Source organism: Micromonospora sp. CA-248212, from assembly GCF_050948405.1.
GTDB lineage: Bacteria > Actinomycetota > Actinomycetes > Mycobacteriales > Micromonosporaceae > Micromonospora.
The window spans coordinates 6,820,772-6,839,642 of the sequence record NZ_CP192023.1 but is presented as its reverse complement, the minus strand read 5'-3'; the positions used below and the strand labels follow the sequence as shown (position 1 = coordinate 6,839,642).

Below are 18,871 nucleotides of genomic sequence, written 5' to 3'. Positions count from 1 at the left end.
ACGGTTCAGGTTTCTGGGTGGGAGGGGTCGACATGGCCAGCAGGGCAACCAGGTGGTTGGTCGGTGGTGTGCTCGCCGCTGCCACCGGACTCGTGAGCACGGTGCCATCGGCGCTCCTGCCGGGCGGGCCGCCGGCAGGCGCGGTTGCCGCGGTGCGGGTGGCGCCGTCGGACGACACCGGTGTCACCTTCGAGGTGGTGCCGGCATCGCCGACCATCACCCCAACCACGCCCCCGCCGACCCGGCAGCCCACCCCGACGCCCAGCCACGGTGGGAACCTGCCGGTCACCGGCCCGAACGGGTCGATTCTGCTCCTCGTCGCCGTGGGGATGACGCTGGTGGTCATCGGTTGGCTGGCCGCCCGTCGCCGCCGACCGAGCTGACGTGGCCCGCCTGCCGGTCGGCCGGAACGTGTTCGCGGTGCGCGGCGGCAGGGGTCCGGCGGGAGCGGCGGCGCACGAGCACGGCGAGACCGGTCGTCAGCAGCAGCGCCGCGACGACAACTCCCACCGCCCAGGGAGAGCGCAGGCGGGACACGACGCTGCCCTTGCGGCCGGCCGCAGCGGGGTCGGGGAACTCGATCTGCGCGGTCAGGCTCCGCTTCACCAGCCCGCTCTCCAGGTTCACCTCGGCCTTCCAGCGGCCGTTGGGCAGCTCGGTGGGGAACTGGGCGACGACCAGTCCCGAGCCGCCCGGGGGCAGCGTGACGCCCTTCCCGACCGGGAACGGCCCGGCTCGACTGCCGGCCGGCCCGTCGCTCAGGCTGACCGTGCCGGTCAGGTCGATGGCCCGGCCGCCGGTGTTGGTGACCTGGACCGTCACCGTGGGCACGCCCTCAGGACCGCGGGCCGGGCGCACGTCGCCGATCGTGAAGTCCGAGGCCGGTTCGCCACCCGGGCCGATGTCGAGGTACATCCGAACACCGACCCGGTGGATCTGGGTGACTTGGCCGCTCGCCCGGGGCTTTGAGGTGGTGGACGCCCAGATGACGCCGTACCGCTCGCCCCGGGGGGCGGCCGTCGGCACGGTGACGGTCGCCCGGACCCGTGCCTCGCCCCACGGCTCCAACTCCACGGTGTCGCGGTCGACCGTGGTCCAGGACGTCAGCTCGCTGGCCGCCCTGCCCTCCCCGAATGTGAAGGCCGAACCCTCCAGGGTCGCTGCCGCGGGGTACACGTCGACGCGGCGCGGCTCGCCGGTCCGGTTCACGATCAGCAGTTGCCGGTTGATGGTGGTGCCCGGCGGTAGGTGGTCGACGATGTAGCGCAGTGCCCGCGGGTCGTCGCGGCGGTCGGTCGGGGCCTCCAGCAACCGGATCCCGATGCTGCCCTCGTCCGACCCCGCGTCCGGCTCGGCCGCGCCGGCCCGGGTCGACAGACCCGGACCGGCGAGGCAGAACAGGGCGAGCGCGACCGCGATGGTCGACCGCCCCCGGCGGTCACGCCACCGAATGTGTCACCGTGCCGGTGTAGACGCCCGCGATGCTGTCCAGCGGGACGTTGACCACCAGGGTGGGGTTCCAGGCGGCGGTGTTGCCGCCCGTGCCACCCGTGTGGGTGAAGGCCGTGAGTGGGGTGGTGCTGTCCAGTGGCGCGGCGTCCCCGGCGGTGACCTGCCCCGGGGTGAAGGTGCCGTCGCCGGTGGTCGCGGTCGCCGGACCGGACCAGTAGTCGATCTCGGACGGCAGAACCGTCTCGGGCGGCGAGCCGCCGCCGGTCTGGAAGACCGTCGCCGTCACCGAGGCGACCCAGGAGGCGTCGGCGGAGCCCCGGGAGTCGGTGACGGTCACCGTGCCGAGCTGGCCGGTGATGGTGCCACCGGGTGCGCCGGTGCCCAGGTCGGCGGTGGCCGGCGCGTCGATGTCGAGGGTGCCGGCGAGCACCTCGAAGGTGGTGGTCGTGGTGTCGGTGGGTGCCGCGGCGGCGGGTGCCGCGAGGAAGCCGACCGCCGCCACCGCGGCTGCTCCGGCGAGGCAGATCTTGGCAGTACGCACTGTTCGTTACCCCGTTTTCTCGAAGTGAGCCGGCACGGGTCCGCGCCGCGCCGGCTACTTCGGAAGATAGGGCAAATACCGTGCAAAACCAGACAAACAGCTCTTATGTCACCGGTTGGTCATACCGCGTTCGCTCAGGTCAGCGCCGCCTCCGCGGCGGCCAGGAACGCGTCGTTCTCGGTCGGGGTGCCGATGGTGACCCGGACGCCGTCCCCGGCGAACGGCCGCACGATCACCCCGCGCGACTCGCACGCCTTGCCGAACGCCACGGCCCGGTCGCCCAGCGGCAGCCAGACGAAGTTCGCCTGGCTGGTCGGAACGTCGGGCACGAACTTGCGCAGCGCCTCGGTGACCCGGTCCCGCTCGGCGACGACCAGCGCGCACCGGCGCTCCATCTCGTCGGCCTGCGCCAGCGCCGCGAGCGCGCCGGCCTGGGCCGCAGTGCTCGTGGAGAACGGCGTCACCACCTTGCGGACCGCCGCCGCCACCGCCGGCTGCGCGACCAGCCAGCCGATCCGCAGCCCGGCGAGGCCCCACGCCTTGGACAGGGTGCGCAGCACCGCCACGTTCGGCCGACCGAGGTAGTCCAGGCCGTCCGGCACCTCGGGGTCCGTGACGAACTCCCGGTACGCCTCGTCGATGACCACCAGCACGTCGTCCGGCACCGAGTCGAGGAACCGGTCCAGCTCGGCCCGGCGGACGGCCGTGCCGGTCGGGTTGTTCGGGTTGCAGACCAGGATCATCCGGGTCCGGTCGGTCACGGCCGCCGCCATGGCCGCCAGGTCGTGCCCGTGCCCGGCGTCGTTGGCGACCCGCACGCTGGTCGCGCCGCTGGTCGCCGCGATGATCGGGTACGCCTCGAACGACCGCCACGCGTACAGCACCTCGTCACCCGGCAGGCAGGTGGCCCGCACCAGGTGCTCGGCGAGCGCCACCGACCCGCAGCCCGTGGCGATCCGGTCGGCGTCCACGCCGTACCGCTGGGCCAACGCGTCGCGCAGCGCGACAACGCCCATGTCCGGGTACCGGTGCGAGCCGCTGACCGCCTCGGTGACCGCCTCGACCACGCCCGGCAGCGGCCCGTACGGCACCTCGTTGCTGGCGAGCTTGATGGCCTCCGGCAGACCCAGTTCGCGGGCCAGGTCGGCGGGGCTGCGCCCGGGGACGTAGCTGGGCAGCGCGTCCAGGTCGGCGCGGGTCAGTCGCACCGCCGGCTGGTGACGTCCGGAGTCGGTCATGGGGTGTCTCCCGAGGGCTGAGGGTGATCGTCGGAGGCGGGGGGACCGGTGGTGGCGGGAACCTCGACGACCACCGTCAGCGCGCCCCGGTCGTGCAACGCGCGGCGCAGCGGGTGGTCGACGAGCGGCGACACGGAGTCGATGAGCTGGACCAGCAGACCGATCCCGAAGCAGGGCCAGAGCAGGGTGGACATGCCCAGCGTCGTCCATCGGCGCAGCGCCCGGCCGAAGCCCAACGGCTGGTCGGCCTCGATGGGGACGGCGCGGATACGCATCACCCGCTTGCCGATGGTCTGCCCGTTGCCGGCCATGGCGGGCACCTCGTACGCCAGCCACAGCGCGGTGGCGATCACCACGATCGCCACCTGGAGGAGCCCGGCCTGTTCGCTGATCGGCGGCAGTCCCTCGCGGGAGGTGTTGCCCTCCATCCCACGCCGGAACGCCTCCCGCCAGTACGGCGTCAGCTCTTCCAGCCACCGCCAGACGAACCAGCCGTTGACGAGCACGTTCAGCGCGAAGACGACAGCGAAGTCGATCAAACGGGCGACCAGCCGCCGGCCGTAACCGGCCAACCTGAGCCCGTGCGGGCGCGGCTCCGGTGGACGGCCGGGCCAGCCGGGACCCCAGCCGGGCAGCACGCTCTGCGGGCTCCAACCGGGCGGGGTGCCCTGCGGGCTCCAACCGGCGGGACCGCCCTGTGGGCCCCAGCCGGGAGGCGGACCGCCCTGCGGACCCCAGCCGGGAGGCGGACCGCCCTGCGGACCCCAACCCGGAGGCGGGACGGACTGCGGGCCGGGTCCCGGGTGCGCTGGCTGGCCGGATTGCGGCGGCCAGCCCGGCGGGGTCTCCGCCGAGGGAGAGCCGGCCGGGGTGACCGGTACGGGCGGCGGCTCGGGTGGGGGCGGTCCGTCGGGCGGGGTCGCGTCGACAGGGATGGCCGCGCCGAGCCAACCCTCGCCGTCCCAGTAACGACGGGTCTCGCGGTCGGCGGGGTCGACGTACCAGCCGGGCTCCACACTCACGCCGACGCTCCGCTGCCGTACCTGCTGGTTCGCTCGCTCACGAGGCAACCTTAACGACGACCGTCGCGGCGAACTTGTCGTGGAGGCACTGCTGCCAGGGCTTGTCCCAGAGCTGCCAGAAGCCGTCGACGTAGCTCAGGCCGGGGACCAGCGAGCAGGCCAGGTACTGCACGAGCCACCGGCGGCCGGCCATCCGCCGGTCCAGCGTGCGGTTCGGATCGAGCGGCACCACGCGCAGCTTCATGATCTTCTTGCCGAGCGTCTGGCCGCCACGCTTGAGGTACTCCACGTGGTAGAGCCAGTAGAGCCCGAGCAGCACGACGAAGACGCCGAGCTCCGCCAGCAGGAGCGGCAGGAAGAAGTCGGTGAAGACGGTGGCCGGGTCGGGCTCCACGAGAGTGCCGTCCGGGTTGGTCCGGGTCATCTCGCTGAACATCTGCCACCAGAGGACCAGGAAGACCGGCAGGAACAGCACCATCGACACGACACTCGCCAGTGCCCCGTCGATGAGCCAGGCCAGCAGCCGGTCACCGAAGCTGGCCAGCGGCTGGCCGGCCGGGCTGAGCGCGGGCTGGGCGACCGGCCAGTGCGGCACGCCGTACCCGGGTGGGGCGTACTGCGGCGGCACGCCGTACCCGGGTGGGGGCTGGTGCGGCGGCACGCCGTACCCGGGTGGGGCGTACTGCGGCGGCACGCCGTACCCGGGTGGGGGCTGGTGCGGCGGCACGCCGTACCCGGGTGGGGGCTGGTGCGGCGGCACGCCGTACCCCTGGGGGTGTGGGCCGGGCGATGGCGCGACGCCGCCGGCGGCGGGCGGAGGCCCACCGGCCGGCGGCGTCGGGTACGACGGAGGCTGCGTCACGTTCGACAGTGTTACAGGTTGCCGCGCGCTTCCTGCTCCCGCTCGATGGCCTGGAAGAGCGCCTTGAAGTTGCCCTTGCCGAAGCCCAGCGAGCCGTGCCGCTCGATCAGCTCGAAGAAGACGGTCGGGCGGTCCTGCACCGGCTTGGTGAAGATCTGGAGCAGGTAGCCGTCCTCGTCCCGGTCGACCAGGATCTTGCGCTCCTTGAGCTGCTCGATCGGCACCCGCACGTTGCCGATCCGCTCCCGCAGCTCCGGGTCGTCGTAGTACGAGTCGGGGGTGTCCAGGAACTCCACGCCGGCGGCGCGCATGGCGTCGACGCTGGCCACGATGTCGTTGGTGGCGACGGCGATGTGCTGGGCGCCGGGGCCCTGGTAGAACTCCAGGTACTCGTCGATCTGCGACTTCTTGCGGGCGATGGCCGGCTCGTTGAGCGGGAACTTCACCTTGCGGGTGCCGTTCGCGACGACCTTGCTCATCAGCGCCGAGTAGTCGGTGGCGATGTCGTCGCCGACGAACTCCGCCATGTTGGAGAAGCCCATCACCCGCTTGTAGAACTCCACCCACTCGTCCATCCGGCCCAGCTCCACGTTGCCGACCACGTGGTCGACGGCCTGGAAGAACCGCTTCGGCTGGATGCCGGCGTCGATCATGGGCTGCCGGTCGACGATCGGGCCGCGCGCCACGAAGCCGGGCAGGAACGGGCCGCGGTAGCGGGACCGGTCGACGAGCGTGTGCCGGGTGTCGCCGTACGCGGCGATGGAGGCCATCCGGACGGTGCCGTTCTCGTCGGTCACGTCGTGCGGCTCGACGACGCCGGTGGCGCCCTGGCCGACGGCGTGCGCGTACGCGGCGTCGACGTTCGGCACCTCGAGCGCGATGTCGCTGATGCCGTCGCTGTGCTTCGCCACGTGCTCCGCGCCGTCGGCGTCCGGGCGCACCGCGCCGGTCAGCACGAACCGGGCCGAGCCGCTGGTCAGCACGTACTGGGCGTGGTCGCGGTAACCCTGCTCCGGGCCCCGGTACGCGACGCAGGTCATCCCGAACGCGGTGGAGTAGTAGTGCGCGGCCTGCTTGGCGTTGCCGACCAGGAAGTGCACGTGGTCGAGCCCACGGACGGGGAACGGGTCGTGGCTGATGTCGTGGTCGACAGCGCCGACGAGCCGGTCGATGTCGACGTCCTCGGTCGACTGGGGTCGGTCGATCGCCTGGGTCATGGTGGCCTCCCTCGCGTACCGGCCGGCCTCGTGGGCCGGTTCTTGACCGAAGGATCGCGGGACGGGCATCGAGTGGGCAACTGTCAACGTAAAGGCTGGTCAGGTTGCGCATTCGGTATGGTCTGAACCCATGAATGGTGGGCAGGCTGTACAGCTCGACGCGCTCGATGTCCGGTTGGTCGAACTGCTCGCCGAGGAGCCGCGGATCGGGGTGCTGGAGTGCTCGCGGCGGCTCGGCGTGGCCCGGGGCACCGTGCAGGCCCGGCTGGACAAGCTCATCGAGCGGGGTGTCATCCGGGGCTTCGGTCCGGAGATCTCGCCGGCCGCGATCGGCTTCGGCGTGACCAGCTTCGTCACGTTGGAGATCAGCCAACGGCAGGGCCACGACCCGGTCACCGCCCACCTGGCGGCGATCCCCGAGGTGTTGGAGGCGCACACCATCACCGGCTCCAGCGACCTGCTCTGCCGGATCGTGGCCCGCTCCAACACGGACCTGCAACGAGTGATCGACCAGATCGTCTCGTTCGCCGGCATCACCCGCGCGTCGACGATCATCGCGTTGGCGGAGCAGATCCCCTACCGCACGCTGCCGTTGATCCGCAGCGCCGTCCGAGCTGAAGGAAGGGCACCTTCCTAACGCTTGCGGTAGAGGAAGGGCACCCCGTTAACACCTTCCGCCGCAGAAAGCGCGGCGACACGGCGGCGCGGGCGTACGGAAGATCCGTGATCGTGGCTACGGTGTGCGGGTGGCGAAGGGGAGCGTGCGCGTCGGGCTGCTGGCCGGCCTCGCCGTGGTCGTCGCCCTCGCCGCCACCGGCGTCTGGAACCCGTTCCCCGGTATCTGGGACTGGGTGGACCGCAGCGAGCCCATCTCCGAGCCGGACGTGGTCTGGCAGCAGCGGGTCGGCGGCACCCCGCGCAGCGTGACCATCGCCGGCGACACCGTCGTGGTCGAGCAGCGTACCCGGGTGGAGGCCCGCAGCCTGGCCACCGGCGCCCAGCTCTGGGAACGCAAAGCGGACTGGTCGGCGGTCGCGGGTGGCGACCGCGATCCGGTCGTCGCCGTGGGCAAGCTCCTGGTCAAGGGGTACGAACTGCTCGACCCGACCACCGGGGCGGTCCGACGGCGCGACGACGACGCGGTGGCCGTCTGGACGTACCGGAACCTGCTGCTGGACGCCCGCTGCACGGACGCCACCGACTGCACGCTGAGCGCGTGGGACCCGCGCGGTACCAAGCCACTGTGGACGGCCTTCCTGCCCGGGGTGCACAGCGGCCTGCTCGCCGACAACCCCGGCCTGCGCGGCACACGCCGGCTCGCCGCCACCCGCATCGACGACGGAGTGGCCGGGGCCGAGGCGGCACCTCCGCTGCTCGGCTTCCCGGTCGACGGCCGGGTGCACGTCGTCGACACCGCCACCGGTCGCGTGCTGCAGAACGTCGAGCCCGGCCGGGACGAGCGGCTGTCGGTGGTGGGCGGCCGGATGCTGCGGATCGCCGCCCGCTCCCAGGACGGCACCTGCTACTTCGCCATCTCCGCGCGGGACCCGGCGACCGGGCAGGAGGCGTGGCAGCGGGCCGGGGTCAACCTGCGCACCGCCGACACCGCCGGCTGCGTCCAGCGCGAGGACCCGCAGGGCGCGCGGAACGTGCTGATCGGCGTCGGCCCGGACGGCCGCGAGGCGGTCATCGACGGGTACGACGGACGGCTGCTCTGGGTCGGCGAGGCCAGCACCAAGCTCGTCGCCGTCGACGACCGCTACGCGGTGTTCCGCTCCGCCGACAAGCGCTCGGTGGTGTCCCGGGAACTCGGCGCCGACAAGGTGCGGTGGACCAGGCCGGCCAGCGCCAAGGCGGGCGCGGCGCTCACCCCGTACGCGGCGGTGCTCGCGGACGAGAAGCCGTCGCGGCTGGTCGCCCTCGACCCGCGCACCGGGCGGGAGCTGGCCGTCCTGCGTACCTCGGCGAACGCACTCGCCGTCGGCTCGCAGGGCATGATCATCGGCGAGGGTCGGGAGATCGGGTACGTCCGTTTCGGCGCCACGCCCGGCGCCCCCGTCCCGCAGCCCGGCGACGGCGGCAACCCCGGCCCGGGCGGCACCCGCCCGGGGTCGGGTGACGGCAACGGCGACTGCGGTCCCAAGGGTGAGTTGTGCACCGAACCGGACGGCGGCAAGGACGGCTGAGCGGGTGGGATTTCGGGGCGCTGAGCGCTGCCGACCTCGGCGGATGAGAGCGGCGTCCCAGACCCAGCCCGGCGGGTGGGAATGATCGACCGGTCTGCCCTAGGCTTGCCGCTCATGAGCAGTGCCGCCGCATTCTCGTACGCCCCCCTGCTGCCGACCGGCCCCGACCAGACGGAATATCGCCTGGTCACCGACGAGGGCGTGGACGTCGTGCACGGCCCGGGGGGTCGTCGTTTCCTCACCGTGGAGCCGGCCGCGCTGACCGCGCTGACCGCCGAGGCGATGCACGACATCGCACACTTCCTGCGCCCCGGGCACCTGGCGCAGCTCCGGGCGATCATCGACGACCCGGCCGCGTCGTCGAACGACCGGTTCGTCGCGCTGGACCTGCTGCGCAACGCCAACATCGCCGCCGGCGGGGTGCTGCCGATGTGCCAGGACACCGGCACGGCGATCGTGATGGGCAAGCGTGGCCGGCACGTGCTGACCGATGGCGCGGACGCCGAGGCCATCTCCCGGGGCGTCTACCAGGCGTACACGAGGCTCAACCTGCGCTACTCCCAGCTCGCCCCGCTGACCATGTGGGACGAGCGGAACACCGGCAGCAACCTGCCGGCCCAGGTGGAGCTGTACGCCGAGGACCCGGACGGGCACCCGGACGCGTACAAGTTCCTCTTCATGGCCAAGGGCGGCGGCTCGGCCAACAAGTCGTACCTCTACCAGGAGACGAAGGCGCTGCTCAATCCGACGCGGATGATGCAGTTCCTGGAGGAGAAGCTGCGGCTGATCGGCACCGCGGCCTGCCCGCCGTACCACCTGGCCATCGTCATCGGCGGCACCTCCGCCGAGTACGCGTTGAAGACCGCGAAGTACGCCTCCGCGAAGTACCTGGACGCCCTGCCGACGCAGGGCTCGATGAGCGCCCACGGCTTCCGCGACCTGGAGCTGGAGGCCCAGGTGCTGGAGCTGACCCGCAACTTCGGCATCGGCGCGCAGTTCGGTGGGCGCTACTTCTGCCACGACGTACGGGTGGTGCGGCTGCCCCGGCACGGCGCGTCGTGCCCGGTGGCGATCGCGGTCTCCTGCTCGGCGGACCGACAGGCGGTCGCCAAGATCACCCCGTCGGGCGTGTGGCTGGAGCGCCTCGAAACCGACCCGGCGCGGTTCCTGCCCGAGGTCACCGACGATGCGCTCGACGCCGAGATGGTCGTCCGGGTCGACCTCAACCGGCCGATGGACGAGATCCGCGCCGAGCTGTCCAAGTACCCGGTGAAGACCCGCCTGTCGTTGTCCGGCCCGCTCGTCGTGGCCCGGGACATCGCCCACGCCAAGATCGCCGAGCGGCTGGACGCCGGTGAACCGATGCCGCAGTACCTGCGCGACCACGCCGTCTACTACGCCGGCCCGGCGAAGACGCCCGAGGGGTACGCGTCGGGCTCGTTCGGCCCGACCACGGCCGGCCGGATGGACGCGTACGTGGAGAAGTTCCAGGCCGCCGGCGGCTCGCAGGTGATGCTGGCCAAGGGCAACCGGTCGGGTCAGGTGACCCGCGCCTGCCAGCAGTACGGCGGCTTCTACCTCGGCTCGATCGGCGGTCCGGCGGCCCGCCTCGCCCAGGACTGCATCAAGCACGTCGAGGTGCTCGAATACCCCGAGCTGGGCATGGAGGCCGTCTGGAAGATCGAGGTGGAGGACTTCCCCGCCTTCATCGTGGTCGACGACAAGGGCAACGACTTCTTCGCCGAGGTCACCAAGCCGGTGCTCACCATCGGCCGCCGCTGACCGCTCCGTCCCGCGAGGAGGCGCCTCTCACGTCGGTGGTCGGCCTGCGTCGAGCTGTGATCGTCGGACTACTCTGCTGGTTGGTTGTGTGATCGACGCGGGGGAGTAGATGCGGTTCGGGATCCTGGGGTCTCTGCGTGTCGGTGGTGGATCCACCGTCACGGCAGGTCGGGACCGGGTCGTGCTCGCGATGCTGCTGCTGCGTGCGGGCCGGCTGGTGCCGGTCGACGAGTTGGTCGACGCGGTCTGGGAGGAAAATCCTCCGGCTACCGCCCGTGCCCAGTTGCAGACGTGTGTGTCGCGGCTGCGGCGTCGCCTCACCGAGCTGGGATTCACCCCGGGGACCATCGTCACCGATCCCGCCGGTTACGGCGTGCGTATCGAGCCCGCCGACCTGGACGCGAACCTGTTCACCCGGGGGGTGGAGGTGGCTCGGGCGGCGGGCGCGGCCGGTCGTCTGGTCGACGCCCGTACGCACTACCGGGCGGCGCTGGCGCTGTGGCGGGGCCCGGCGCTGGCTGGCATCGCCAGCCGTAGTGTCCGTCGCCGGGCGCAGACGCTGGACGAGCAGCGCCTCACGGTGCTGGAGGAGTGCGTCGACGTCGAGCTGCGCCTCGGGGGGGCCGCCGAGCTGATTGAGGAGTTGACCGAGAGCGTCGAGGTGTATCCGTCGCGGGATCGGCTGCGGGGGCAACTGATGCTCGCGCTCTCGTCGGTGGGTCGGCAGGCCGACGCGCTGGCGGTCTACCGGGAGGGCCGTCGGTTCTACGCCGACGAGTTGGGCCTCGAACCGGGTGTCGCTCTGCAGGAGTTGCACCAGCGGGTGCTGGCCGGTGACCTCGCGCTGGCCGGCCGGGAGGTCCGGTCGGTGGCGCCGGTGCGCTCGCTGCCCCGGGCGATCGGCGACTTCACCGGCCGGCAGCAGACGCTGGCGCGTCTGCTGAAGGATGTGGAGGCCGGTGCGCGGATCCAGCTCATCGACGGCATGGCGGGCAGCGGCAAGACCACGCTGGCGGTGCACGTCGCGACTGTCCTCGCGGAGAGCTATCCGGACGCTCAGCTCTACATCGACCTGCACGGGCACAGCGAGCGCACCCCGTTGACGCCGTCGGCGGCGGTGGCAACCCTGCTACGGCAGCTCGGTGTTCCCGCCGACCGGGTGCCGACGAGCCAGGACGACCGGTTGGCGCTGTGGCGCACCGAGCTGGCCGGTCGGCGGGCCCTGCTGGTGCTGGACAACGCCGCCACCGCTGGCCAGGTGACACCGCTGCTGCCCAACGGCTCGCACTGCCTGGTCCTGGTCACCAGCCGTCGCCGGCTGGTCGGCGTGGACGAGGGACGGCCCTTGTCGTTGCCGGTGCTCGACCGGGACGAGGCGGTCGAACTGCTCGGGCATGTGGTCGGCTCCGACCGGGTTGCCGCCGAGCCGGAGGCGGCAGCCGAGATGGTGCGGCGCTGCGGTCACCTGCCACTGGCGATCCGGCTGGCCGGCGCTCGCCTGGCGCATCGGCCCCGCTGGCGCATCGCCGACCTCGCGGAGCGGCTGTCGAGTCGACCCGACCCGCTGGCCGAGCTCGAGGCGGGCGAACGGTCCGTGGGCCGGGCCTTCGCTCTGTCGTACGCCCAGGTGTCGCCGTCGGCGCAGCGTGCGTTCCGGCTGCTGGGCCTGCACCCGGGGGTACGGTTCGACACCTCGGTCGCCGCCGTCCTCGCCGAGTTGTCCCTTCCCGGCGCGCAGGATCTGCTGGACGAGCTGGTCGACGCGCACCTGGTGGAGGAGGTGCAGCCGGGTCGGTACCGGTTGCACGACCTCGTCCGCGAGTACGCCCGGACCTTGATGGCCGATCCGGACCGGGCGGTGGAGCGCCGGGATGGCGTCGAGCGACTCCTCGATCACCATCTGCAGGTCGCCCTCGCGATCGCCCGCAAGCGGGAACTCTCCGCCTCTCGTCCGCAGCTCGTGGTGGCCGAGCCGCTCCGCGCCGACCTGGCCGCGATCGTCGCCGAGCAGGGCGGAGCCTGGGTCGACGAGAACGTGTCCCTGTGGCCGGCCCTGGTCCGCCTGGCCGAGACGGAGGGGTTCCCGCACTACTGCTGGCAGTTGACCAGGGCGTGCTGGTACGCCCAGTTCGAGAGCGGCCGTCTCGACGAGCTGATCGAGACGCACTCCGTCGGACTGCGCGCCGCGGAGGAGTTGGGGGACGAGCGGGCGGAGGCGACGCTGCTCAACTATCTCGCCTCGGCCCACTACCGGCTGGGTGACTTTCCCGAGTCGATCCGGGTGATGGAGATGTCGCTCGACATCTTCCGCCGGCTCGGTCTGCGTCGCGAAGTCCGCAACACCCTGGTCAATCTGGGCACCTCGTACGCCGCCAACTTCGAGTTCCAGCGGGCCCGGGATGCCTACGAGGCTTCCCGAGCGATGGCGACGCGGATGCCCGACAACGACGCGCTGGCGAACGAACTCAACAACCTGTCGATGAGCCTGCTGCTGTGGGGTCGGCTCGACGAGGCGGTGTTCACGGCCCGCAAGCACCTGATCGTCGCCCGTGAGATCGGCGAGCCGCGCCGCATCGCCAACGCCGTCGGGCACCTCGGGATGGCCCGGCACCGGATGGGCGACGTGGGGCCGGCCGGCCGGCTGCTGCGGGCGGCGCTGCGCCTGAAGCGGCAGGTGGGTGCCCGGTTCGGTGAGGGTGAGGTGTTGAACGAGATCGGGATGATGGAGCGCGAGGCCGGCCGTCCGGAGCGGGCCGCCGACCTGCACCGTTCGGCGCTCGTCGCGATGACCGAGGTGGGTGACCGCGTCGCCCAGTGCGGCTCGCGCAACCTGTTGGCCCGGGCCATCCTGGCTCAGGGGGACGTGACCAGTGCCCTCGATCTGTACCGCCGGGTGCTCGCCGACGCGACCGGGTTGGGCGCCCGCTACGAGCAGGGCCGGGCGCTGGAGGGCATCGGCCGGTGCCTGCTGACGACCGATCCGGCGGCGGCCCGCGCACACCTGACCCGGGCGCTGTCCCTGTACCAGCAGATCGACGTGCCGGACCGGCACGAGGTGGAGCGACTGCTCGCCATCGACCCACACTGATCGGTGGGTGACGCGACGAGGCGCCAGGCTTCCGCCTGGCGCCTCGCCCGTCGGTAGCACCTCCACCGACATCGGTACGCCCGCCCGCTGGGGGGTGGGACGGTCGCACCGCCCCCGTCGGATGTCGTCACCGCCAACCTGGAACAAGTCTGCGGTGCACCACACTCGATCCGCTCTCAGATCACTATCACCGGACCGCGTCGTGCTCCCGATGCTGCTGCTGCGTGCCGGTCGGCTGGTGCCGGTCGCCGAGTTGGGCTGACGGATCATCTGCGGTTCGGCCACGGGCGCGGCAGGATGGTACGCGTGACGACTCCAGAGGCGACCGGTTACCGGATCGAACGCGACTCGATGGGCGAGGTGGAGGTGCCCGCCGAGGCGCTGTGGCGGGCGCAGACCCAGCGCGCGGTGCGGAACTTTCCGATCTCCGGCCGGGGCATCGAACCCGCCCAGATCAAGGCCCTGGCCCAGATCAAGGGCGCGGCGGCCGAGGTCAACGGCGAGCTGGGCGTGATCGACGCCAACGTGGCCGCCGCGATCGCCGCCGCCGCCGCGCACGTGGCCGACGGTGGGTACGACGACCAGTTCCCGGTCGACGTCTTCCAGACCGGCTCCGGAACGTCGTCCAACATGAACGCCAACGAGGTGATCGCGACCCTGGCGAGCCGGGAGCTGGGCTCACCGGTGCACCCGAACGACCACGTCAACGCGTCCCAGTCCAGCAACGACGTGTTCCCGTCGTCGATCCACCTGGCGGCCACCCAGTTCATCGCCGAGGACCTGCTGCCGTCGCTGACCCACCTCGCCGAGGCGTTGGAGGGCAAGGCGGCCGAGTTCGAGACGGTGGTGAAGGCGGGGCGTACGCACCTGATGGACGCCACGCCGGTCACCCTCGGGCAGGAGTTCGGCGGTTACGCCGCCCAGGTCCGCTACGGCATCGAGCGGTTGCAGGGCTCGCTGCCCCGGCTGGCCGAACTGCCGTTGGGCGGTACCGCCGTGGGCACCGGGATCAACACGCCGCTCGGCTTCGCCGCCGCCGTGATCGGCAAGCTGCGCGAGTCGACCGGGCTGCCACTGTCGGAGGCCCGTAACCACTTCGAGGCGCAGGGCGCCCGCGACGCCCTGGTGGAGACCTCCGGGCAGCTCCGCACCATCGCGGTGGGCCTCTACAAGGTCGCGAACGACATCCGCTGGATGGGCTCCGGCCCCCGGGCCGGCCTGCGGGAGCTGCGCATCCCCGACCTTCAGCCCGGCTCGTCGATCATGCCGGGCAAGGTCAACCCGGTGGTCGCCGAGGCGATGCGGCAGGTCTGCGCCCAGGTCATCGGCAACGACGCGACAGTCGGGTTCGCCGGCTCGCAGGGCGACTTCGAGCTGAACGTCATGCTCCCGGTGATGGGCCGCAACCTGCTGGAGTCGATCCGGCTGCTGGCCGCCGCGAGTCGGCTGTTCGCCGACCGTCTGGTGGCCGGCCTGGTCGCGGACGCCGAGGTCTGTCTGGCGTACGCCGAGGGCTCGCCGTCGATCGTCACCCCGCTGAACCGCTACCTCGGGTACGACGAGGCCGCCTCGATCGCCAAGGAGGCGCTGGCCAAGCAGGCGTCCATCCGGGAGGTCGTGATCGCCCGAGGCCACGTCGACTCGGGCAAGCTCACCGAGACCCAGCTCGACGAGGTGCTCGACCTGCTCCGGATGACCCACCCCTGACCAGCGCCGCCCTCTGCTCACGCCCGGCGAAGCGCGGCGCGATCGCTCACGCCCGGAGCAGTGCGGCGCGGCCCGCGAAGCGCGCCGAGTCGCCCAGCTCCTCTTCGATCCGGATCAGCTGGTTGTACTTCGCCGTCCGGTCGGAGCGGGAGAGCGAGCCGGTCTTGAGCTGACCGCAGCCGGTGGCGACCGCCAGATCCGCGATGGTGGTGTCCTCCGTCTCGCCGGAGCGGTGCGACATGACGACGGTCCAGCCCGCCCGCTGGGCCGTGGCCACCGTGGCCAGCGCCTCGGTCAGGGTGCCGATCTGGTTGACCTTGACCAGGACCGAGTTGCCGACGCCGGTGCGGATGCCCTCGCTCAGCAGCGTCTCGTTGGTGCAGAACACGTCGTCACCGGTGAGCTGGCAGCGGTCACCGACACGGGCGGTCAGCTCGCGCCAGCCGTCCAGGTCGTTCTCGGCCATCGGGTCCTCGATGGAGACGACCGGGTAGGCGTCGATGAGCCTGGCGAGGTAGTCGGCGTGCTCGGCGGGCGTGCGGCGTACTCCCTCGCCCGTGTAGTCGTACACGCCGTCGCGGAAGAACTCGGATGACGCCGGGTCCATGACGAGGCCGATGTCCGTGCCGGGGCGGTAGCCCGCGCCCTCGACGGCAGTCAGCACGAAGTCGAGCGCTTCCTCGGCGGTACGCAGCTCGGGCGCGAAGCCACCCTCGTCGCCCACGCCCGTGGAGTGCCCGGCGGCCAGCAGATCGCGGCGCAGGGTGTGGAAGACCTCGCTGCCCATGCGGACGGCTTCGGCGAAGGTGTCCGCGCCCACGGGCACGATCATGAACTCCTGGAAATCGAGTGGGTTGTCGGCGTGGGCGCCGCCGTTGACGATGTTCATCATCGGCAGCGGCAGGAGGTGGGCGTCGGCGCCGCCCAGGTAGCGGTAGAGGGGCTGGCGGTGGGCCGCCGCGGCGGCCTTGGCGACGGCGAGGGAGACGCCGAGAATCGCGTTGGCGCCGAGCCGGGACTTCGTGGCGGTGCCGTCGAGGGCGATCAGTGCGGCGTCCAGACCCGCCTGGTCTGCCGCGTCGCTGCCGCGCACGGCCGCCGCGATCTCCCCGTTGACGTTGGCCACCGCGCGGTCGACGCCCTTGCCGTGCCAGCGCGTCGGGTCTCCGTCGCGCAGCTCCACGGCCTCCCGGGCCCCGGTGGAGGCGCCGGAGGGGACGGCGGCCCGGCCGAACGAGCCGTCCGCCAGCGTGACGTCGACCTCGACCGTGGGGTTGCCCCGGCTGTCGATGATGCGGCGGGCGGTGACGGTCTCGATGGTGGTGGTGACGGTTCCGGCTGCCGGTGCGGACATGGGAGGTCCCTTTCGTTGTCGCCTGCCGTGGCCCCAGCTGCGACAACGCTGGCGCTGGGCCCGACAGCGGCAAACCCTACAGCAATGCTGACCAGTTATGCTGAACAGCTCCGCTGAACAGTATTGCTGTGCAGGTCAGCTGCCCAACAGCGCTGACGAGCGGGGTAAAGTGCCCTGTGCCCACCTCGGAAGCCGCCGCCATCGCCGCCGAACTGCGTACCGCGATGGGCAAGCTCACCCGGCGCGTCAAGCACGAGGACCGCATTCCGCTGGGTCAGATCGCCGTGCTGGGCGCGTTGGACCGCGACGGTGCCATGACCACCAGCGACCTCGCCGCCGACCAGCGCGTACGCCCCCAGTCGATGGCGCGGGCGGTGGGGCTGCTCATGGAACAGAAGCTGATCACGCGACGGGCGCACCCCACGGACGGCCGCAAGTCGCTCGTCGAGCTGTCGGACGCGGGTCGGGCCGCCCTGGAGGCGGAGCGCAGCCGCAGAGCCGGTTGGCTCGCCCAGGCCATCGAGGCGGAACTCACGGATGAGGAGCGGGCACTGCTGGCACGCAGCGCCGCCCTGCTGGAACGGCTCGCCATGCGTTAGACGCTCCCGTCGACGGCAGGGCCGCCGTCGACGAACGTCAGGGTTCGGGCAGTGCCGCCCAGCCGAGGAACCGGACGTAGAGCGCCGCCGGAGCCGGGCCGTCGTGCGGGTTGAGCCGGTACAGGTCGGCCGCCGCGTCGTGCAGGACCGTGCACAGGTAGATGCTCAGCGCGATCCGGTCGTGCGCGTACTCCTGGCGGAGGGTGAGTCGGGCCAGCGCGCACGGCCACGGCGCGGCGCAGACCCGGCAGAGCCACAACGGCCGCAACGGCAGGTGCGGTCGACGGGGTACGGCCGCGCGGTCGTCCGAGACGGTCCGGGTCATGGTGTGGGAGTCCTTTCGAGCTGAATCGCTGGCGACATCACCCCCGCACCCGATCAAGATCGTGCTCGATCCTGGATGTAGTGGCCTCGGCACGTGCGGAGGCCACTGTTTCCACGATCGAGCACGATCTTGCGGGGTGGGACCGCCCGGCACGGGGGTTCGGGCGGTCCCGGGCGATGTCGCTGGCCCGGGGGACGGGGAGCGGCGTCGCACTTCACAGTCTGGTGATCGGACGACTACGGTCGGAAGGGTTCGGCCGACCTGTCGTGGCTGCCCTGTTTCCGGGCGGTGCCGGCTCTGTTGGCCGGCTGGAATTGATCGCCGGCGGGTTGGAGAGTGGTCGGGCATGGCCGATGGGCAGATGACGGCGGCGGCGTTCCTGGTCGCGGAGCTGCGCCGGGCGCGGGCTCGCCGAGGCTGGAGCCAGGACGAGTTGGCCAAGGCGGTCAACTACTCGCCGTCGATGGTCAGCGCGGTCGAGTTGGGCCAGCAGCCGCCCACCGCGAAGTACCTGGAACTCCTCGACCGCGCCCTGGACACCGGCGGCCTCTTCAGCCGCATGTCCACCGAGTTGGTCAGCCTGGACCGGGCGCAGGTCTGGCTGCGGGGTTGGCGTGCGATCCTCGCGGAAGCACGAGCGTTGCGGTGGTTCGACCCGCTGCACATTCCGGGACTGCTGCAAACCGAGGGCTATGCCAGGGCGATCTTCGAGTCCGATCGGCTGCTCGATGCCGAGGAAGTGGAGCGGCGGCTGGCAGACAGGCTGGACAGCCAGCAGGTTCTTTACCAGGACCGGCCGCCGCATCTGGTCGCGATAGTTGATGAGGCGGTTCTGCGGCGGCGCGTCGGCGGCCGAAAGGTGATGTGTGAGCAGGCCCTGCACCTGGCTCGGTTGGGGACCGAGCATCCCCGGGTGCAGCTACATGTGGTGCCGCGCAGCGCGGAGGAATATCCCGGCCTGAACGGCCCGTTCATACTCGCCACGCTTGCCGACCACAGCGACCTTGCCTACCTTGGGGGTCAGATCGGCGGCCAGGAACTCGATCTGCCGGCAGATCTGCTCCGCCTACAGTGGACCTGGGAAGCGACCCTCGGGCAGGCGTTACCTCCGCAGGAGTCGATCGAGTTGCTGAGAGAAGTGGCGGAGTCGTGGAGCTGACCCGAGCCCGGTGGCGGAAGAGTAGCCGCAGTGGTTCCAACGACCAGTGCGTCGAGGTGGCTACGGATCTGGGGGGCGTGGTCGGGGTGCGGGACAGTAAGGACCCGGACGGACCCGTGTTGGTGGTCGACGCGTACTCCTGGCGGCTCTTCGTGGTCGCGCCCCCGCGCTGACCCGACCGCCCTCCCCGCGACGGTGGTCGCGGGGTTTCCTGCGCAACTTCAGGGATACTGCTGCTTCCGCGCGGCGTGAGGCAGCAGTATCCCCGAAGTTGCGTGGATCTTGCGGCGGCCGGCGTCGGGCTGCGGGTAATCGGCTCGACGGTGTCCGCGAGTGGCG

At 71.7% G+C, this 18,871-nt stretch carries 17 protein-coding genes; 9 read left to right on the top strand and 8 right to left on the bottom strand.

Annotated features, from left to right (window positions below; translation table 11 throughout):
- Positions 1-32 precede the first annotated feature (32 nt).
- Positions 33-383, top strand: coding sequence for an LPXTG cell wall anchor domain-containing protein (locus tag ACQP03_RS32195; protein WP_357128713.1), 351 nt, complete (start codon positions 33-35; stop codon positions 381-383).
- Here the strand turns inward: ACQP03_RS32195 and ACQP03_RS32190 are convergent.
- The 6 genes from ACQP03_RS32190 to hppD form a co-directional block, all read right to left on the bottom strand.
- A complete protein-coding gene (locus tag ACQP03_RS32190; protein WP_357392306.1) occupies positions 343-1,311 on the bottom strand; it encodes a hypothetical protein in 969 nt (322 codons plus the stop codon). The genes ACQP03_RS32195 and ACQP03_RS32190 overlap by 41 nt on opposite strands.
- A 127-nt stretch (positions 1,312-1,438) precedes the next feature.
- Positions 1,439-1,993, bottom strand: coding sequence for a hypothetical protein (locus ACQP03_RS32185; protein ID WP_357392307.1), 555 nt, complete (start codon positions 1,991-1,993; stop codon positions 1,439-1,441).
- A gap of 134 nt (positions 1,994-2,127) precedes the next feature.
- Positions 2,128-3,231 (bottom strand): histidinol-phosphate transaminase, encoded by a 1,104-nt coding sequence (hisC, locus tag ACQP03_RS32180; RefSeq protein WP_357128723.1) that lies wholly within the window; start codon positions 3,229-3,231, stop codon positions 2,128-2,130.
- On the bottom strand, positions 3,228-4,253 hold the full coding sequence (locus ACQP03_RS32175; RefSeq protein ID WP_396832463.1) for an RDD family protein: 1,026 nt from the start codon (positions 4,251-4,253) through the stop codon (positions 3,228-3,230). The genes hisC and ACQP03_RS32175 overlap by 4 nt, the downstream gene beginning before the upstream one ends.
- Before the next feature lie 37 nt (positions 4,254-4,290).
- A complete protein-coding gene (locus tag ACQP03_RS32170; RefSeq protein WP_433459523.1) occupies positions 4,291-5,115 on the bottom strand; it encodes an RDD family protein in 825 nt (274 codons plus the stop codon).
- An 11-nt stretch (positions 5,116-5,126) separates the two neighbouring features.
- Positions 5,127-6,332, bottom strand: a complete 1,206-nt coding sequence (gene hppD / locus ACQP03_RS32165; protein ID WP_355050977.1) for a 4-hydroxyphenylpyruvate dioxygenase — start codon at positions 6,330-6,332, stop codon at positions 5,127-5,129.
- Positions 6,333-6,462: 130 nt separating this feature from the next.
- Between hppD and ACQP03_RS32160 the strand changes: the two genes are divergently transcribed.
- The 5 genes from ACQP03_RS32160 (at position 6,463) to ACQP03_RS32140 (ending at position 15,095) form a co-directional block, all read left to right on the top strand.
- A complete protein-coding gene (locus tag ACQP03_RS32160; RefSeq protein WP_357128732.1) occupies positions 6,463-6,969 on the top strand; it encodes an Lrp/AsnC family transcriptional regulator in 507 nt (168 codons plus the stop codon).
- Between the two features lie 103 nt (positions 6,970-7,072).
- Positions 7,073-8,518 carry a PQQ-binding-like beta-propeller repeat protein gene (locus ACQP03_RS32155; protein WP_433459519.1) on the top strand — a complete coding sequence of 482 codons (1,446 nt, stop codon included), beginning with the start codon at positions 7,073-7,075 and terminating at the stop codon, positions 8,516-8,518.
- A 114-nt stretch (positions 8,519-8,632) separates the two neighbouring features.
- Entirely contained in the window at positions 8,633-10,300 is a 1,668-nt protein-coding gene (locus ACQP03_RS32150; protein WP_357128735.1) for a fumarate hydratase, read from the top strand.
- 109 nt (positions 10,301-10,409) lie between these two features.
- Entirely contained in the window at positions 10,410-13,388 is a 2,979-nt protein-coding gene (locus ACQP03_RS32145; protein ID WP_357128738.1) for an AfsR/SARP family transcriptional regulator, read from the top strand.
- A 297-nt stretch (positions 13,389-13,685) separates the two neighbouring features.
- Complete coding sequence (locus ACQP03_RS32140) at positions 13,686-15,095, top strand: class II fumarate hydratase (protein ID WP_396832459.1); 1,410 nt, start codon at positions 13,686-13,688, stop codon at positions 15,093-15,095.
- Positions 15,096-15,141: 46 nt separating this feature from the next.
- On the opposite strand, the gene eno is transcribed toward ACQP03_RS32140, so the two are convergent.
- Positions 15,142-16,449 (bottom strand): phosphopyruvate hydratase, encoded by a 1,308-nt coding sequence (gene eno, locus ACQP03_RS32135; RefSeq protein WP_357128744.1) that lies wholly within the window; start codon positions 16,447-16,449, stop codon positions 15,142-15,144.
- A 176-nt stretch (positions 16,450-16,625) separates the two neighbouring features.
- Here eno and ACQP03_RS32130 point away from each other — a divergent pair, with 176 nt between their 5' ends.
- Positions 16,626-17,048, top strand: a complete 423-nt coding sequence (locus tag ACQP03_RS32130; RefSeq protein ID WP_234583379.1) for a MarR family winged helix-turn-helix transcriptional regulator — start codon at positions 16,626-16,628, stop codon at positions 17,046-17,048.
- 37 nt (positions 17,049-17,085) lie between these two features.
- Here the strand turns inward: ACQP03_RS32130 and ACQP03_RS32125 are convergent, their stop codons facing one another.
- On the bottom strand, positions 17,086-17,373 hold the full coding sequence (locus ACQP03_RS32125; RefSeq protein WP_357392310.1) for a hypothetical protein: 288 nt from the start codon (positions 17,371-17,373) through the stop codon (positions 17,086-17,088).
- Positions 17,374-17,719: 346 nt separating this feature from the next.
- Here ACQP03_RS32125 and ACQP03_RS32120 point away from each other — a divergent pair, with 346 nt between their 5' ends.
- Together ACQP03_RS32120 and ACQP03_RS32115 are read left to right on the top strand one after the other, a co-directional pair.
- Positions 17,720-18,532, top strand: coding sequence for a helix-turn-helix domain-containing protein (locus tag ACQP03_RS32120; protein ID WP_357128750.1), 813 nt, complete (start codon positions 17,720-17,722; stop codon positions 18,530-18,532).
- Positions 18,523-18,705: a DUF397 domain-containing protein gene (locus ACQP03_RS32115; protein WP_357128752.1), complete on the top strand. Its 183-nt coding sequence runs from the start codon at positions 18,523-18,525 to the stop codon at positions 18,703-18,705. Before ACQP03_RS32120 ends, ACQP03_RS32115 begins: the two co-directional genes overlap by 10 nt.
- Positions 18,706-18,871: the final 166 nt, after the last annotated feature.